Source organism: Microbacterium sp. KNMS (genome assembly GCF_053851835.1).
The window spans coordinates 165,343-179,027 of record NZ_JBSQBP010000003.1; the positions used below are offsets into that span (position 1 = coordinate 165,343).

22 protein-coding genes and 1 tRNA gene are annotated in these 13,685 nt (G+C 68.7%); 18 read left to right on the forward strand and 5 right to left on the reverse strand.

The genetic code is table 11. From position 1 onward, the window contains the following. Positions 1-33: 33 nt before the first annotated feature. Together ACWXWW_RS03225 and ACWXWW_RS03230 are read left to right on the forward strand one after the other, a co-directional pair. Positions 34-576 (forward strand): RNA polymerase sigma factor, encoded by a 543-nt coding sequence (locus ACWXWW_RS03225; RefSeq protein WP_324011701.1) that lies wholly within the window; start codon positions 34-36, stop codon positions 574-576. A gap of 65 nt (positions 577-641) precedes the next feature. Then, positions 642-1,964: a hypothetical protein gene (locus ACWXWW_RS03230; RefSeq protein WP_455968691.1), complete on the forward strand. Its 1,323-nt coding sequence runs from the start codon at positions 642-644 to the stop codon at positions 1,962-1,964. Between the two features lie 7 nt (positions 1,965-1,971). On the opposite strand, the gene ACWXWW_RS03235 is transcribed toward ACWXWW_RS03230, so the two are convergent. Beyond that, positions 1,972-2,535, reverse strand: coding sequence for a hypothetical protein (locus tag ACWXWW_RS03235; RefSeq protein WP_455968692.1), 564 nt, complete (start codon positions 2,533-2,535; stop codon positions 1,972-1,974). Next, positions 2,532-3,368: an inositol monophosphatase family protein gene (locus ACWXWW_RS03240; protein ID WP_455968694.1), complete on the reverse strand. Its 837-nt coding sequence runs from the start codon at positions 3,366-3,368 to the stop codon at positions 2,532-2,534. The genes ACWXWW_RS03235 and ACWXWW_RS03240 overlap by 4 nt, the downstream gene beginning before the upstream one ends. Positions 3,369-3,538: 170 nt before the next feature. Here ACWXWW_RS03240 and ACWXWW_RS03245 point away from each other — a divergent pair. Further along, a tRNA-Lys gene (locus tag ACWXWW_RS03245) sits at positions 3,539-3,611 on the forward strand. A 102-nt stretch (positions 3,612-3,713) separates the two neighbouring features. On the opposite strand, the gene ACWXWW_RS03250 is transcribed toward ACWXWW_RS03245, so the two are convergent. From ACWXWW_RS03250 to ACWXWW_RS03260, 3 genes are read right to left on the reverse strand one after another with little or no spacing between them, the layout of a single operon-like run. Then, complete coding sequence (locus tag ACWXWW_RS03250; protein ID WP_455968696.1) at positions 3,714-4,841, reverse strand: tyrosine-type recombinase/integrase; 1,128 nt, start codon at positions 4,839-4,841, stop codon at positions 3,714-3,716. Then, positions 4,841-5,338 (reverse strand): ImmA/IrrE family metallo-endopeptidase, encoded by a 498-nt coding sequence (locus ACWXWW_RS03255; protein WP_455968698.1) that lies wholly within the window; start codon positions 5,336-5,338, stop codon positions 4,841-4,843. Before ACWXWW_RS03255 ends, ACWXWW_RS03250 begins: the two co-directional genes overlap by 1 nt. Beyond that, complete coding sequence (locus ACWXWW_RS03260; RefSeq protein ID WP_455968700.1) at positions 5,322-5,789, reverse strand: helix-turn-helix domain-containing protein; 468 nt, start codon at positions 5,787-5,789, stop codon at positions 5,322-5,324. The genes ACWXWW_RS03255 and ACWXWW_RS03260 overlap by 17 nt, the downstream gene beginning before the upstream one ends. A 170-nt stretch (positions 5,790-5,959) precedes the next feature. Between ACWXWW_RS03260 and ACWXWW_RS03265 the strand changes: the two genes are divergently transcribed. The 15 genes from ACWXWW_RS03265 (at position 5,960) to ACWXWW_RS03335 (ending at position 13,652) form a co-directional block, all read left to right on the forward strand. Beyond that, a complete protein-coding gene (locus ACWXWW_RS03265) occupies positions 5,960-6,199 on the forward strand; it encodes a helix-turn-helix domain-containing protein (protein WP_455968701.1) in 240 nt (79 codons plus the stop codon). Continuing rightward, positions 6,199-6,393, forward strand: coding sequence for a helix-turn-helix domain-containing protein (locus ACWXWW_RS03270; RefSeq protein WP_455968702.1), 195 nt, complete (start codon positions 6,199-6,201; stop codon positions 6,391-6,393). Before ACWXWW_RS03265 ends, ACWXWW_RS03270 begins: the two co-directional genes overlap by 1 nt. Positions 6,394-6,775: 382 nt before the next feature. Continuing rightward, on the forward strand, positions 6,776-7,306 hold the full coding sequence (locus ACWXWW_RS03275) for a hypothetical protein (RefSeq protein WP_455968704.1): 531 nt from the start codon (positions 6,776-6,778) through the stop codon (positions 7,304-7,306). Then, the gene (locus tag ACWXWW_RS03280) at positions 7,303-7,857 is read left to right on the forward strand and encodes a hypothetical protein (RefSeq protein ID WP_455968705.1); all 555 of its coding nucleotides are present in this window, start codon (positions 7,303-7,305) and stop codon (positions 7,855-7,857) included. Before ACWXWW_RS03275 ends, ACWXWW_RS03280 begins: the two co-directional genes overlap by 4 nt. Next, positions 7,850-8,017, forward strand: coding sequence for a hypothetical protein (locus ACWXWW_RS03285; RefSeq protein WP_455968706.1), 168 nt, complete (start codon positions 7,850-7,852; stop codon positions 8,015-8,017). The genes ACWXWW_RS03280 and ACWXWW_RS03285 overlap by 8 nt, the downstream gene beginning before the upstream one ends. Further along, on the forward strand, positions 8,017-8,577 hold the full coding sequence (locus tag ACWXWW_RS03290; protein WP_455968708.1) for a hypothetical protein: 561 nt from the start codon (positions 8,017-8,019) through the stop codon (positions 8,575-8,577). Before ACWXWW_RS03285 ends, ACWXWW_RS03290 begins: the two co-directional genes overlap by 1 nt. Positions 8,578-8,687: 110 nt before the next feature. Continuing rightward, on the forward strand, positions 8,688-9,152 hold the full coding sequence (locus ACWXWW_RS03295; RefSeq protein ID WP_455968709.1) for a hypothetical protein: 465 nt from the start codon (positions 8,688-8,690) through the stop codon (positions 9,150-9,152). Beyond that, on the forward strand, positions 9,146-9,469 hold the full coding sequence (locus tag ACWXWW_RS03300) for a hypothetical protein (protein WP_455968710.1): 324 nt from the start codon (positions 9,146-9,148) through the stop codon (positions 9,467-9,469). Before ACWXWW_RS03295 ends, ACWXWW_RS03300 begins: the two co-directional genes overlap by 7 nt. Continuing rightward, on the forward strand, positions 9,466-9,729 hold the full coding sequence (locus ACWXWW_RS03305; protein WP_455968711.1) for a hypothetical protein: 264 nt from the start codon (positions 9,466-9,468) through the stop codon (positions 9,727-9,729). The genes ACWXWW_RS03300 and ACWXWW_RS03305 overlap by 4 nt, the downstream gene beginning before the upstream one ends. Beyond that, positions 9,726-10,274 (forward strand): hypothetical protein, encoded by a 549-nt coding sequence (locus ACWXWW_RS03310; protein ID WP_455968713.1) that lies wholly within the window; start codon positions 9,726-9,728, stop codon positions 10,272-10,274. The genes ACWXWW_RS03305 and ACWXWW_RS03310 overlap by 4 nt, the downstream gene beginning before the upstream one ends. Then, positions 10,271-11,308, forward strand: coding sequence for a YqaJ viral recombinase family protein (locus ACWXWW_RS03315; protein ID WP_455968715.1), 1,038 nt, complete (start codon positions 10,271-10,273; stop codon positions 11,306-11,308). The genes ACWXWW_RS03310 and ACWXWW_RS03315 overlap by 4 nt, the downstream gene beginning before the upstream one ends. 124 nt (positions 11,309-11,432) lie before the next feature. After that, the gene (locus ACWXWW_RS03320) at positions 11,433-12,455 is read left to right on the forward strand and encodes a RecT family recombinase (RefSeq protein ID WP_455968716.1); all 1,023 of its coding nucleotides are present in this window, start codon (positions 11,433-11,435) and stop codon (positions 12,453-12,455) included. Further along, positions 12,452-12,943: a hypothetical protein gene (locus ACWXWW_RS03325; protein WP_455968718.1), complete on the forward strand. Its 492-nt coding sequence runs from the start codon at positions 12,452-12,454 to the stop codon at positions 12,941-12,943. The genes ACWXWW_RS03320 and ACWXWW_RS03325 overlap by 4 nt, the downstream gene beginning before the upstream one ends. Continuing rightward, positions 12,940-13,212, forward strand: a complete 273-nt coding sequence (locus tag ACWXWW_RS03330) for a hypothetical protein (RefSeq protein WP_455968720.1) — start codon at positions 12,940-12,942, stop codon at positions 13,210-13,212. Before ACWXWW_RS03325 ends, ACWXWW_RS03330 begins: the two co-directional genes overlap by 4 nt. Positions 13,213-13,325: 113 nt before the next feature. Beyond that, positions 13,326-13,652, forward strand: a complete 327-nt coding sequence (locus ACWXWW_RS03335; RefSeq protein WP_455968722.1) for a helix-turn-helix domain-containing protein — start codon at positions 13,326-13,328, stop codon at positions 13,650-13,652. Positions 13,653-13,685 lie beyond the last annotated feature (33 nt).

A 13,685-nucleotide genomic window follows, 5' to 3' on the forward strand; every position in this document is an offset into this window, starting at 1 on the left:
GATCCGCGGGCGTCGCGACAGAGACATGGTGTGATGAGCGTGCGCACCGCAGCGGAGGATCCGCCGGCCGAGGGAGGCACGATGCCCGACGACCTCGCCTGGTTCACGGCGGTCGTGCGCGCCCACGCGACCGCGCTGGTGAAGTACTTCGCCCGGCGCGGGCCCCGGCAGGATGCCGAGGACCTCGCGTCGGACGTCTTCGCGGTCGCATGGCGGCGACGTGCCGACGTGCCGCGAGGGGCGGAGCTTCCATGGCTCTATCGCACCGCCGAGCTGACCCTCGCGAATGCGCGTCGGAAGCACGTCGACCTCCCGGTCGAGACCCTGCCCGAGTCGGGAGCGTCTCGCGTCGCCGACGATCCCGAGCTGCACGCGCTGTTCGACGCCGAGCTGCGCGGTGCGCTCGCCGCGGTGGGGGAGCGGGACCGGCGGATCCTCCTGCTGCACGCGTGGGAGGGGCTCGACGGCGAGGAGCTCGCGGCGGTGCTCGGCATCTCGCGCTCGGGCGCGGACGCCGCGCTCTCGCGGGCCCGAGCGCGGCTGCGTGCGGCGTGGGGCGAGCGCCTCCGGTTCTGATCCCGCCGCAAGATCCGGCCTTCCCGCCACATAGGCAGGGAGAGCGAGCTTTCCAGGAGGACGCCATGAACGCGCATGACCAGGACCCGGTCGACCGCCTCCGCGCGGCGGACCCGGCAGCGGATGTCGAGCCCAGGGAGGGCTTCGCCGACGCGGTGATCGCAGCGGCGACCGCGGAGGGCGCGGCGCCGGTCGATCTGGACGCCGAGCGCGCTCGCCGCGGATCGAAGCGGATGGCCGTGCTCGCGATCGCGGCCTCCGTCGCGCTCGCGCTCGCCGTCGGCGGGCTCGCGGGCTACGGTCTCGCGGCGGGCCAGGCGACGGCCGGATCGGGCACCGGCTCTTCGGACGCCGGGGTCTCGGATGGCGACGGTGCGGCACCGCCGATCTCGCTGCCCGGAGAGGGCGGCCCCGCGCAGGGAGGCGCACTCGCCGATCGGGGCGCGGCGGAATCCGGTTCGCAGGACCTCTCCGCACAGTCGTCGGACACGAGCTACCCGTACGGGTACTCGTCGCGGAGCTCGTTCCGGTCGTCGATGCTGCTCTCGTCGAGCGGCGGCCGGGCGGCTGCGTATGCCTACGACGCTGCCGCGTCGTCCACTGCGGAGAAGGTGGGCGCCTTCGCCGCGGCTCTCGGCGTCGAGGGCGCCCCGGAGATCCGCGACGGGATGTGGGTGGTCGGCCCGCAGGACGGCAGCGCTGCGTCGTTCAGCGCGAGTCTCGACGGCACTCTCGGCTTCTGGTTCTGGAGCGGCGGGGATCCATGGGCGTGCGGTGAGGCCTGCGTCGCCCCGGAGGAGGGCCCCGCCATCGCCGCCGCGCGCGACCTGATGACGCGGCTCGGAGAGGACCCGGCCGCGTACGAGTACACGTCGGAGACCTGGGAGGGGTCCGCGACCCGCTCGGTCTCGATCTGGACCGTCATCGATGGCCAGCGCATCGATAGCGCCCTGCACCTCGACTACGCCGCCGAGGGGATCGTCAGCGGATACGGCGCCCTCGCCGCCATCGTGCCTTTCGGGGAGTACGAGGTCGTGAGCGAGCAGGAGGCGTTCGAGCGCCTGTCCGATCCGCGCTTCGGTGCTCAGCTGACGACCCTGCCCGAGGCGCTGCGCGAGGGCGTGGCGGGTGAGGAATGGACGCCGCCGACCGCGGCGCCGTCCCTGCCGGAGCCGGGCGCGTCGGTCTCGTGGAGCGTCAACGACGTCGAGATCGTGTCGGCACGCCTCGGGCTCGCGAGCCACTGGCAGGCCGATGGGTCTGTGCTGCTCGTGCCGACGTACGAGTTCACCGACTCCGCAGGCGGAACGTGGAGCGTCATCGCCGTCGCCGAGTCTGCACTGGACTTCTCCGCGGCGGAGGGCAGCCACTACGGCTGGATCGAGTGACGCCTGCTCAGCCGCGCCACGTGATGACGGCGAGGCCGCTCTTCGTGTCCGCGAGCGCGACCCATCCGTCGCCGAACGCGTACGTCATGCCGTACCCCCGCTCATCCGCCCATTCCGCCGAGGGCATGCTCTCGGTGAGGTAGACGACGCCGTCGGCCTCCTCGCGCTTCCAGCCCTGGTCGGCGAGGTACCCCTGCAGCTCGGCGGAGACATCCGCCTCGACGGGAGCCCATCCGTACATCTGGACGACGTCGGTCGCACCGGCCTCGAAGTCGCCCCACGTGCAGCTGACGCCGCCGGGCACCTCGGTGGGGCCGACGTAGAACGGATCGGTGCGCGCCGTCCACCCCAGTTCGGCGAACTGGTCGACGAGCGCGGGCGCGATGATCGTGTCGCAGGTCGGCGCGCCGCCACCCGCACTGGAGGCGCCGCCGTTCGCGGATGATCCGCCGTCGGACGGCGTCTTGGGCGTGAGCGGCGAGGCGCAGCCCACCAGCATCGCGGCGGCGACGAGGAGGGTCGCTCCCGCGGCGGCGAGGGAGCGCCGAGTGCGGGCCGCCCCGGTCGTCACGTCGTGGCCTGCGGTGGGGCGGCGAGGAGCTCGAGGAAGGCGTCGTGGAGGACGCCGTTGGTCGCGAGAGCCGAGCCCTCCGCGATCGTCGGTGCGCCGTCGAAGGAGGTCATGCGACCGCCGGCCTCGGTGACGATCGCGGCGGCAGCTGCGAGGTCGTACTCCTTGACGTCGAACTCCGCGACGAACTCGAGACGCCCTTCGGCGAGGAGCATGTACGACCAGATGTCGCCGTACGCGCGGTCGCGCCACACACGCCGGGTCAGGGTGATGAGCTCGTCGAGGTGGCCCGCGTCGTCCCACTGCGCGATGCTCTGGAAGCTCACGCTCGCATCGTCGAGATCGGCGACGTCGGACACGCGGATGGGCCGCGGCTCGCCGCCGTCGACGCTCGTCCAGGCGCCGAGGCCCTCGGCCGCCCACCAGCGGCGGCGCATCGCGGGGGAGCTCACGACGCCGAGGCGCGGATAGCCCTCGATGTCGAGGGCGATCATCGTGCCCCATGCGGGGACGCCACGGAGGAAGTTCGCCGTGCCGTCGATCGGGTCGATGATCCAGCGGCGAGGCGCGTCGTCGTCGCGGCCGTACTCCTCGCCGAAGATCCCGTCGTCCGGGCGCTCGGTCGCGAGGATGTCGCGGATGGCGCGCTCGGCGGCCAGGTCGGCGTCGGTCACGTGGCTGCGGTCGGCCTTGCGCGAGACCTCGAGGTCGGCGGAGTCGAAGCGCGGCAGCGTCTGGGCGTCGGCGGCGTCGGCGAGGCGGAGGGCGAGCGCGAGATCCTCGTCGAGGCCGGCGCGAGCGGGGGAGGTGGGAGTCGACGAGGGGGAGGTCACCCGCTCAGGATATCGGCGCCGTCGCGACCGACCCTGAGGTTCAGAGCACGCGTGAGGGGTGCACAGGAGACGCACAGGCACGCCCGGGCGCACCTCGATTCGCGCGGGCCTGGCGAGCCTGGTAACGTAGTCTCTCGGTTCGCAGGGAAGGAATTCCCGGAGAACGGAACGCACCTCTAGCTCAATCGGCAGAGCAACTGACTCTTAATCAGTGGGTTCAGGGTTCAAGTCCCTGGGGGTGCACGGATCAGCCTCGGTCACTCTCGCCAGTGACCGGGGCTTTTTCGCGTATACGGGCATGTCAGCGGCGAGCGACCGTGTCAACTCGCCCCGCGGATCCAGTACTTACCCAGCACTTTCGAACATGGAGTCGATGACTTCAGCGAAGTTCGCGATCTGCTTCTCCCGTTCGACGTAGTACTGCACCGTGATGTCCTCCGAGCCGTGCCCGAGCTGCGCTGCAGCGGCCGCGAGTCCGACCTTCCGGTCGAGATGAGTCGCGACCGCGCGGCGGAAGTCTTTCGGTACCCGACCCTTGTACACCGAGTCCGCGATCGCATCGCGCCACTGTCGCCGAGCATTCGCCGGCCACTTCCACGTCCCCGTCGATGAGGGGAAGAGCTTCTCGTGCTCGGCATTCACCCGGCGTTCCGTGAGAGTGCCGAGCAGCGTGGCTGGCAACTTCAGCCCGCGGTGACCCGCCTCCGATTTCGGGTGGTCCTGGCGTATCAGCTTCCCCGTCTCCGACGACTGCACGAGCGTCCCCGTGATCCGGAGGATGCCCGCCTCGAGGTCAATGTCCTCCCATCGGATCGCGAGGGCCTCACCGATTCGACAGCCCGTCGCCATGAGCAGCGACGACAGGTCGAACAACTCCGACGTGTGGTTCGCGTCATAGTCAGCGAAGAGCCTGCGCAGCGCGTGGATGTCCTCTAGCGAGATCACCTTCACAGCTCGCTTCGTGGGGGAGATCGGCATCGTGTCCTGTGCTGGGTTCTTCGACACCGCACCCTGCCGGACCGCGAGCTTGAACATCGCGACAAGCACCGTGCGCGCCGTCCTCGCCTGCGACGGGGTCACCATCATGTCCTTCAGGAACCGGTCGAGACGCGGGACCGTCGCCTCTCGAAGCCGGAGCTGTCCGATGCCCGGCTTGATCTTCGACTCGATCGACGTCCGGTAGGTGTTGTACGTCCCGTGCGGAGTCTTCTTTAGCCGCAGCTCTTCGAGGTGCTTGTCTGCGAGGTCCGCGATCGTGGAGTCGCTCGAGAGCAGGTCGGCCTCGGTGCTCAGCTTCGCCTTCAGCGCCTCAATCAGATTCCGCTCCGCTGCGGCCTCGGTGCGTCCGTTGCGCTGCATCTGGCGCCGCCGACCCGTGGAGTCCCGGTAGTAGGCGTACGCGATGGGCTGACCGTTGATCGTGGCTCGGCGGATCTTCCCCCACGTCTCGAGGATGAGCGGTGGCCGGGGCATCAGGCCACACTCGCTTCGTGGTCGAGCTCGATCTTGTGATCCCACTGGCCGGCACCGTCACGCGGCCGCACGTACACGGTGTCATCGAGGCGAAGGAGCAGACGCTGGAACGCCTCGACGATCTTCACCGTCACGCCGAGGTCGAGCGCCATCGTCGGGATATGCCCGCCCCGGTACTCCTCGACCTCCCTGTAGCAGCTCACCGGGATCAGTAGCCGTGCCGCCCATTCATCGGCCCGGCGCTCTTGCTTGCGATGCACGGGCCCGAACATCGTCGGGAAGTCCATGTACACCACGTGCGCGATCTCGTGCGCGAGAGTGCTCACCCAGAGCCTGTGCGCCATGTCCGGTTGCAGACGGATCGTGCGCGTCTCGTGGTCGGTGTCGCCGTCGCGGGGAGGGTGAATGTGGCTGAGGTCGGTGTAGACGATCCGGTACCCGAGGTAGTCAACGAGGTCGAGCAGTCGGGCTCGGATGTTGTTACGCGTGCCAGCCACCTTCGTCCTCTCCTCGGTCCTCTTCGCGTGCGCGGGCGACGCGGTCGTAATCCCGCTGGCGCCCGAGGTCCTCATCTTGCGTGGCACCGGGGACATTGGCCGCGAGCTCTTCCTCGATCGTGAGCTCACCGGTGAGGTCTGCGCTCGCTTCTCCGGCCTCGAGCCTGCGGACGATCTCGCGCGCCAGCTCGAGGTCCGTGTACTCCGTGATGCTGTGCATGCGCCCGAGGTGGTTCGCTTCCTCGGCGGTGATGAACCCGACGCCCACGAACACGTCGGACATGTCGAGGCTGTAGGCGCGGCAGATCTGGACGACCGTTTCGACTGTCAGCGAGGTCGTGCCGTTCAGCTGTCGGTTGAGCGTGGACGGGTCGATGCCGGCGGTTGCGGCGATCGCCCGGGTGCTGCGCGCTCCGGTGACCTCGAGCAGGTAGTCCTTGCGGTTCGTCATGCGGATCAGTTTGTTGCACTTTTGCCACACTGTCAACCTGAACCCTCGCGAGATTATGCAGAGCCCGTGAGTGATTGTTCATCACTGTGTCAATCCTGCTCCAAAACCCGTTGAGAGTGTGGCAAGCTTGCTTCACAACGAGGCAAGACTGACACACGAAGGGATCAGGGATGAGCGTCGCAATCCGCATCAAGCCCGGACTGGTGGAGCGTCTCCGCGAGACTCGCGGGATCCGTTCCGAAGAGGCGTTCGCCCGTCTTATCGGCGCTGACCGCACGACTCTCCGGCGCGTCATGAACGGCAGCCAGCCGTCGGGCGCGTTCATCGCGAGCTTCTGCGACGCGTTCGGGCTCGGGCTCGGTGAGGCATTCGAGATCGTCCGCACCGAGGCTCTCAAGGCGGTTGCGTGATGCCCACGGAACCGTGGTGCGACGAGCACCAGGTGTCGGACCACACGGGTATCCCCGTCTCGACGTTGAGGTCGTGGCGGAGGAAGGGGGCGGAGCGGGTGCTCCCGTTCCACAAGATCGGGTCTCTGGTTCGGTATCGCCTCTCTGAGGTGGATCAGGCGATCGAGGCGCGGCGCGTGGACGTCGCGGCCTAGTTCAGCCGCTGCTCGGCTACCGATGCGCTCGCAGATCGGTCGGTAGCGCTATTCGTCGCGCCTTCCGGCGGGCGGAGACAACAACATACGCACGCTCACACGAACACGCGCCGGGGATTCGCCGGTGTGGACGTAAGGACCGCCGTTCTGGCGGGCAGGTAGCGGATAGCCCCGATGACGGGCGTGCGGAGCTGACGGGACGCGTGAGTCCCGAGTCGTGGCGGTAGGTCCCGTCACGCGTTTCTGGTTGCTGATGGACCACTGGACGAGCCCTGCGGGGCCGGGTGGTGAAGGCGCAGCGCGGAGCCGTTTGGGGTTGTCCGGGTTCGATTCCCGGCCGCGCACTTGGTCAGCGACGGATGTCGTACAGGGAGGTGCGCCCATGGCTCGAGGGAGTCAGAACAGGACGAAGGACATCGAGAAGTTCTTCCGGCAGCTCGGCGGTCGCCGTGGGCGCCGGGAGCGGGACGGCACGGTGTGGGTGTTCCCGGATGGGGCGGCGAAGTTCGTTCGCGATTCGGAGCCGGGTTTGGCCGCGAGCCGGGCGATGCAGTGGGCCGCGGAGAGGTACGGGCAGCCCGCGCCGGCGTACGAGCCGGGGGAGCGGGTGCGGCGGCGTGAGGCGCCGGTGCTGGATCTCGAGCGGGTGGTCGCGTCGGAGCACGCGAAGGAGCGGATGGCTCTGATGCGGCGGCAGGACGGGCGGGCGACGTTCCGGGATCTGATGGCGACGCTTGCTTGCCCTGTGCGGGTCGTGTGGTCGGAGACGCACGGTTCGTGGGTGTGGGTGGGTGGACGGTTGGCGGTTCCGGTTCGTGTGCGGGCGGATGGGTCGGCGGTGATCTTGTCGGTGCTGTGGGCGACGGGGGATCTGTGGGCGGAGAACCCGCGTCCTGAGCGGGTGGCGTCGTGATGGCTGCGGTCCGTGTGGGGTCGCTGGTCCTGATGCTGGTGTGCCTCGCGGTCGTGTGGGTGCGGGGGCTGTACGACGGCGTGTGGCTTCTGGGGCTGGTCGCGGGCGGTGTCTTTCTGTGGTCGGTCGGTCTGTTCTCTCGTCGCTTGTGGTTTGGCGATGACCCGTGTCCTGAGCCGTCGCGGCTCGATGTTCTCGACCGCGGTGCGGTCTCGGTGGAAGGCGGAGTGATGGATGAGTCGTTAGCGGGTCGGGTGACGGTCCCGGTCGCGAGGCAGGTGCTGTGGGTGCTGGGGGATGACCTGGGGCACATGCCGTCGAAGGGGTTCTGGCGTGTCCGGCTGATTCAGCTGGTGCAGTCGGTCGTGGGGAACGAGGCTCCGGCGGCGCGGGATGCGTACCGGTCGCTGAGCGAGGAGTTCCCGGAGTACGTGGCTGCTGTGGAGGCGGTGACGGGTCCGACGGGTGCTGTCGACCCTGAGCCGTTGCGGCGGTTGGTGAAGGCGGCTGAGGCGCGGCTTCGTGACCTGTCGGCGGTGCGTCGTGGATGAGCCGGTGAGGGCGTCGGATGTGGCGCGGTCGGAGGAGCTTCTGCCGGTGTTGCGGCGGCGGTCGCCGGAGGATGCGCGGGACTTGTCGAACGCGGTGCTGGGTGTGGTGCTGTTCGTGGCGACGGTCGGGCTCGTGCTGTTCATCGGGGCGGTGGTCTGATGCGAATCCTGACGGTTCGGCAGCCGTGGGCGTGGGCGATCATCCACGGCGGGAAAGACGTCGAGAACCGCACCCGCAACCTCGCAGGGAGCTACCGCGGCCTCGTCGCGATCCACGTCGCGGGGAAGTACGCGGAGTCGCGCCTCGAGCTCGAAGCGCTCGAAGTGGCGATGGAGCACTACTGCGGGACCCGGTGCGACGGCTACGTGAACCACCACCCCTGGTTTCGTCACGTCGGGCACATCATCGGCGTCGTCGACCTCGTCGACGTGCACCGTCCTCTGTGGGACGACTCATGCGGCGAACCCGGGGAGGGCGTGTGCTCCCCGTGGGCGGAGACCGAAGGTTGGCCGCACCATCTCATGCTCGCGAACCCGCGTGCGCTGGACGAGCCGATCCCGTGGAAGGGGGCGCTCGGGCTCCGCAAGACGGACTTCGGCGTAGAGGGTGACTGGCTGGTCGAGTACCACGAGCCGTGCAAGTACCCATGCGCAGGGGTCTACGGGTGCCCGCCGTCTTGCGGCATGGAACCTCTCGGGCGTCTGGTGCCGACGACATGATCGCGCACGTCACGGGGCTGGACTTGTCCCTCGCGGCGTCCGCGGTCGTCGCGATCCGGCAACCGGACGGGGTGGTGCGAACGTCGCTGCACCTCGCTACGTCCCCGCCGATGGCGCGCGGGTACAAGCCGTCTCTCGCGGAGTGGGTGAAGCGGCAGACGGATGTCGCGCATGACGTGCTCGCGCATGTCGAACCGGGCGGGCTGGTGGTCGTGGAGGCCCCGTCGCACGGCTCCCGGTTCGGGAACCCGCACGAGCGCGCGGGCCTGTGGTGGCGGGTCGTGCAGTACCTCGTCAGGCGGGGCGACCTAGTGGCGACCGTGGCGCCGAAAACGCGAGCGAAGTACGCGACCGGGGATGGCAACGCGGACAAGCGGAAGGTGCTCGCGGCGATGCCCGCCCGGTACCCGTTCGTGCATGTCCGGGACGACAACCTCGCGGACGGGCTCGCGCTCGCCGCGTTGGGGTGGCGGGCGCTCGGGCGTCCCGTCGAGGCGATCTACGAGAAGTCGATGGATGAGGCCGTCCGCACGGTGCGGTGGCCCGAAGAAGTGGAAAGGGCGGGGACATGGTGAAGCTCAAGGCGAAGCTGCCGAAGGACGACGCGAACGGGCTGGACGCGTACGAGCAGGAGCTGGTCGGCAACCTGCGGAACGGGCGCACGGTGCCGGTGATCGCGCTGCTGGCGACGGAGGACGTGTTGGCGCGCAATCAGGTGCCGATCGCGGTGATCGCGGATATCGAGACGGTCCCGGAGGGGTCGCGTGAGTACGTGCTTCAGCTGATGGGGACATTCAAGGCGGACCGGACGGGTGCGAAGCAGGGTGCGGTGCAGCTGGATCTGAACGAAGAGGGCGACGTGGAGTACGTCGGTGAGGGGGACGAGCAGTGAGCGAGAAGGTGGCGCCGGTTGCGGTGCAGCGTCCGGAGTTCTCGGTGACGGACCGGGTGATGTCGACCCGTCGTGGCCGTCGTCTGGGGACGGTGAAGGGCATCGTGCGGCTCCCGGATGGGGGCGTGGAGTACGTGGTGCGGTGGCTGGATGACGACTCGAAGTCGCAGGTGCCGGGGGAGCGGCTTGTTCGGCGGTTCACGTCGCAGTCGGTGGCGTTCTCCCCGAAGCGTGAAGAGCGAGAGGACGTGGCGGCATGAGCATGTTCGCTGCGAGCAACGGCATGCGCGTCTGGCGCCCGGCGGAAGGCCAAGGAGCAGTTCAGATCAACGGGGTGTTCCCTGACGCGACGACCATCTCCGCTCTGGATGCGGAGGCGCTGGCGGAGTTCTTCCGGGCTGAGGAGGACGACCGCCTTGGACGGTGGCGGTGGCCCGACAACCCGGACTACGTGGTGTACCCGCAGCACTCGGAGGGTGGCGGTCGACCCGACTCCTTCCGCGTCTTCAAAGAGAGCACCGGCAACACGTGGAGCTATGACCTGGAACACCTTCGGGACACCGAAGGCGAGCCGTGGGACGCCGCTCGCGCCTACTTCGACGCTCACCCGCAGCGGAAGCCGTGGGAGGACGCGAAGCCGGGTGATGTGTGGGCCTTCGAGGTCGAGGGCGAGGAGATGTTCGCAGCTTTCGCCATCGAGGGTTTCCTGAGTGTCGATTTCGTGACACCCACAGGGAAGCCGGTCAACCTCCGGTCGTCCGTGCTCACCTCCGCTCGCCGAATCTGGCCGGAGGAGAAGGCATGAGCGCGCAGACGTACATCGCCCCGGTCATCGCGGACCTCGAAGCCCGCGCCGGCGCATCCGACAAGGACCGGGAGCTGTGGCTCGCGGAACGACGACAAGGCGTCACCGCCACCGAGATCCGCGACATGTACCTGGAAGCGCACGGGCGGCGCAGCTGGACGACGAAGCAGGGCCTGATCGACCGCAAGCTCGGACGGGTGGCTGAGGTCGAGGACCTGTCGAACGTTCCCGTGGTCGGCTGGGGCAACTACCGGGAAGGTCACATCGCGGAACAGTTGCGCGGTGAAGGGTTCCGCCCCGAGTCGCGCGTGTTCCACCACCCAGAGAACTCCCGGTACCTCGCGTCCCCGGACGGCATCGCGGTCGACTTCGACGAGCAGATCGACGTGCTCGAGATCAAGACCGCCGCGTACGACCTGCCGCCCGGGTCGCTCGCGCTGGACCGCAAGGGCTACGCGATCCAGGTGCAGTGGGTCATGTTCGTCATCGGCGCCCGACGGTGCCGGTTCGTCGTCGAGGAGCGCATCACGACCTCGGACGGGTTTGAACCGGGTGAGCTGCACCGGCACTGGATCGAACGGGACGACGTGCTGATCGCGGAGCTCGTGAAGCTCGCGGACGAGTTCCTCGCGGAACTCGACCGGCAGCGCGACGAGGGCGCACCGGAGATCGACGAGGATGTGGACACGCACGCCGTGAACTACCTCCGCGGTCTCGCCGCTGAGAAGGAGGGCAAGGCACTCAAGGAGGCGTCGTACAAGGCGCTGTTGGCGGCGAAGAAGTCGCAGACGTCGGCGCTCGCCAGGGTGACGTACACGCCGCCGAAGCCGGGCGTGACGGTCGAGGTCGAGGAGGTCGACTACCGGGCGGCGGAGGCGGCTGCACCGGAGTTGCTCGCGAACCTGCGGGCGGCTCAGAAGGTGTGGGACGACCACTGCCAGGCGTTCACGAAGACGGTCGAGTCGACGGGTCCGGCGTCGAGGGAGAAGGTCACGGTCACGGCCGTGAAACACGCGAAGGAGTCGAAGGCGTGAGATCGAAGAGTTGCTCGATCGAGTGCGCATGCATGTGCCATGACACGGGCGGCGGAGTGACCGCGGAGCACGGAGACAACGGGCGTTGCCCCTCCAAGGAGGGTCTTCCGCTCGTCCACCCCGCGTGGACATCAGAGACAGAGAGGACGCGGGCAGCATGAGTACCGCAGTAGCTACCCGCGAGAACGCGGGCACCAACCTGGTGATTTCGTCGGAGCAGACGTTCTTCAACGACGCACAGCGCGCCGCGCTGGTCCAGATGGGGCTGGGCGACGCACCCCGGGGAGACATCGAAGCGTTCTTCCACCAGGCGAAGCGTTCCGGCCTCGACCCCTTCGCGCGGCAGATCTACATGATCGGCCGACGGTCGAAGGTCAACGGCCAGTGGGTGACGAAGTACACGATCCAGACCTCGATCGATGGGTTCCGCGTCATCCGCGACCGGAAGGGCACCTTCCGGGGCATGGAGGAGCACTGGTGCGGCGCCGATGGCATCTGGCGCGACGTGTGGCTGGAGAAGGCGCCGCCCGCGGCTGCAAGGATCACTCTGCACCTCGAAGGCTTCAAGGTCCCGATTACGGGCGTCGCGAGGTACGACGAGTACGTGCCGCTGAAGGACGGGCAGCCGACCGGTCAGTGGGGGAAGATGCCCGCGCTGATGACCTCGAAGGTTGCGGAGGCGCTCGCCCTTCGGAAGGCGTACCCCCAGGACTTCTCCGGCCTGTACACGTCGGACGAAATGGCGCAGGCCGACGTCGCTGAGGCCGATCATCGCCCTCAGACGCTCCACGATGTTCACCGCGGGGGCGGGGGCGAGCACAAGGCTCCCGAGCAGGAGGCTCCGGATACCTCGCCGAACGGTCTCGAGTATCGGGACATGGCTGACGACTGGATCGGCCAGGCGACGGCGGCGAAGTCGCGTGCTGAGCTGCGGCCGATCTTCGAGGCGGCACGGCAGGCGGGCGACCTGAACGTCGCTGTCCGGCTCGACGGCGCGGCGGAGGACATCGCGCTGGGCGCGTACTTCTACCAGCTGCGGGAGCCGCTGCCGGAGGAGACGCCCCGCGAGGACGTGGTGGAGGCGGAGGTCGTTGACGAGCCGGTCACGGCTTGGGAGACGGCGCCGATTCCCGACGGTGAGTCGTGACCGGCCAGCTTCCACCGCCGCCTGAGTGGGTGGCTCAGAGGGCCCTCAACCTGATCGGGTTGAGGGCCCTCGACATGTCCGACCCGCTGCACGAGGACCTCGCCCGATCAATCTACGAGCTCGGCCCCGGCGCATCGGACGGAGTGGTGCTGCAACGCATCCGGTGGCACTTCGCCTGGTACCTGAAGCAAGCCGGGCAGGAGTTCGCGGAAGCGAAGCTCGCGTACGACCACTACGTCGACCGTCGCACCGTGGAGTTGCGGGCGGGGGAGAAGCCGCCGTCTCGTGCTGAGGCGGAGCAGATCGCTCGGGCGGAGGACGACGCGTACGCGGCGAAGCTGCGGTACCTGCTCGCGGAGCAGAGGGAGCGCGCCATGAGGAAGCTTCTCGATTCGGTGGAGTCTGCGATCGACCTGTTCCGAACGGCTCGAGCTGACGAGCGGAAGGCAGACGCGGCCCACGCCCACGGGTACGGGGGTGGGCTGTGACCGCCGCGGTCGATGAGGACACCCGGATCCTCGAGGGCCTCGACTTCGACGTGCCCTGCTCGTCCGCGAAGGGCGGCAGTCACCCGGCGGATTTCGTCGCGTCGTGCCGCATGTGCGGGACGACGCTCGGGTTCATCTGCCGGACGCACCTCGACGCGAACCGGGAGTACTACACGTTCCCCCGCGGCGTGAAGTGCCGGACCTGTCTGACTGCGCGGGATGAGTTCGATGACCTGGTGTCGGTGACACCGCTGGGAGGTAGGTCGTGATCTGCGAGGTCTGCGGGAGGCGGATGCGCGGGTACGCGGTGCTCGCGAAGGACGCTCCGGGGACGGTGCCGCGCGGTGGTCCTGGGATCTGTCAGAGCTGCCAGAAGAAGCGGGTGTCGTTCACAGAGGCGGAGCAGGACGTGGACGGTGCGTGCCTGGCGGTGAAGGTGCTGCTGCGCCCGTCGACGTACAAGCGGTTCCGGGAGATCGGTGAAGCCCGGGGCGTCGAGGTGGGTGTGCTGCTGTCGACGCTCGCTGACCGGGCTGTGGCGCAGAAGCCGAAGCGGAAGCCTCGCGTGTCGCTGAGCCCGGAGCAGGTGGCGGAGGCGGCGCATCTGCGGGTGCTGGGTCGTTCGTATCGGGAGATCGCGGGCGAGCTCGGCACGAGTCACACGACGGTTCGGAAGTCGCTCGAGCGACAGAGAGAAGCAGTGGCATGAGCGGCGACAAGATGCGGCGCGGGGTCTTCGTGA

What these genes read in the sequence shown, in the direction of transcription:
- ACWXWW_RS03225 (WP_324011701.1), top strand. Translation starts at nt 34, where the DNA reads ATGAGCGTGCGCACCGCAGCGGAGGATCCGCCGGCCGAGGGAGGCACG.
- ACWXWW_RS03230 (WP_455968691.1), top strand. Translation starts at nt 642, where the DNA reads ATGAACGCGCATGACCAGGACCCGGTCGACCGCCTCCGCGCGGCGGAC.
- ACWXWW_RS03250 (WP_455968696.1), bottom strand. Translation starts at nt 4,841, where the DNA reads ATGCCCCGGCCACCGCTCATCCTCGAGACGTGGGGGAAGATCCGCCGA.
- ACWXWW_RS03260 (WP_455968700.1), bottom strand. Translation starts at nt 5,789, where the DNA reads ATGACGAACCGCAAGGACTACCTGCTCGAGGTCACCGGAGCGCGCAGC.
- ACWXWW_RS03265 (WP_455968701.1), top strand. Translation starts at nt 5,960, where the DNA reads ATGAGCGTCGCAATCCGCATCAAGCCCGGACTGGTGGAGCGTCTCCGC.
- ACWXWW_RS03270 (WP_455968702.1), top strand. Translation starts at nt 6,199, where the DNA reads ATGCCCACGGAACCGTGGTGCGACGAGCACCAGGTGTCGGACCACACG.
- ACWXWW_RS03275 (WP_455968704.1), top strand. Translation starts at nt 6,776, where the DNA reads ATGGCTCGAGGGAGTCAGAACAGGACGAAGGACATCGAGAAGTTCTTC.
- ACWXWW_RS03290 (WP_455968708.1), top strand. Translation starts at nt 8,017, where the DNA reads ATGCGAATCCTGACGGTTCGGCAGCCGTGGGCGTGGGCGATCATCCAC.
- ACWXWW_RS03295 (WP_455968709.1), top strand. Translation starts at nt 8,688, where the DNA reads ATGGCGCGCGGGTACAAGCCGTCTCTCGCGGAGTGGGTGAAGCGGCAG.
- ACWXWW_RS03300 (WP_455968710.1), top strand. Translation starts at nt 9,146, where the DNA reads ATGGTGAAGCTCAAGGCGAAGCTGCCGAAGGACGACGCGAACGGGCTG.
- ACWXWW_RS03310 (WP_455968713.1), top strand. Translation starts at nt 9,726, where the DNA reads ATGAGCATGTTCGCTGCGAGCAACGGCATGCGCGTCTGGCGCCCGGCG.
- ACWXWW_RS03315 (WP_455968715.1), top strand. Translation starts at nt 10,271, where the DNA reads ATGAGCGCGCAGACGTACATCGCCCCGGTCATCGCGGACCTCGAAGCC.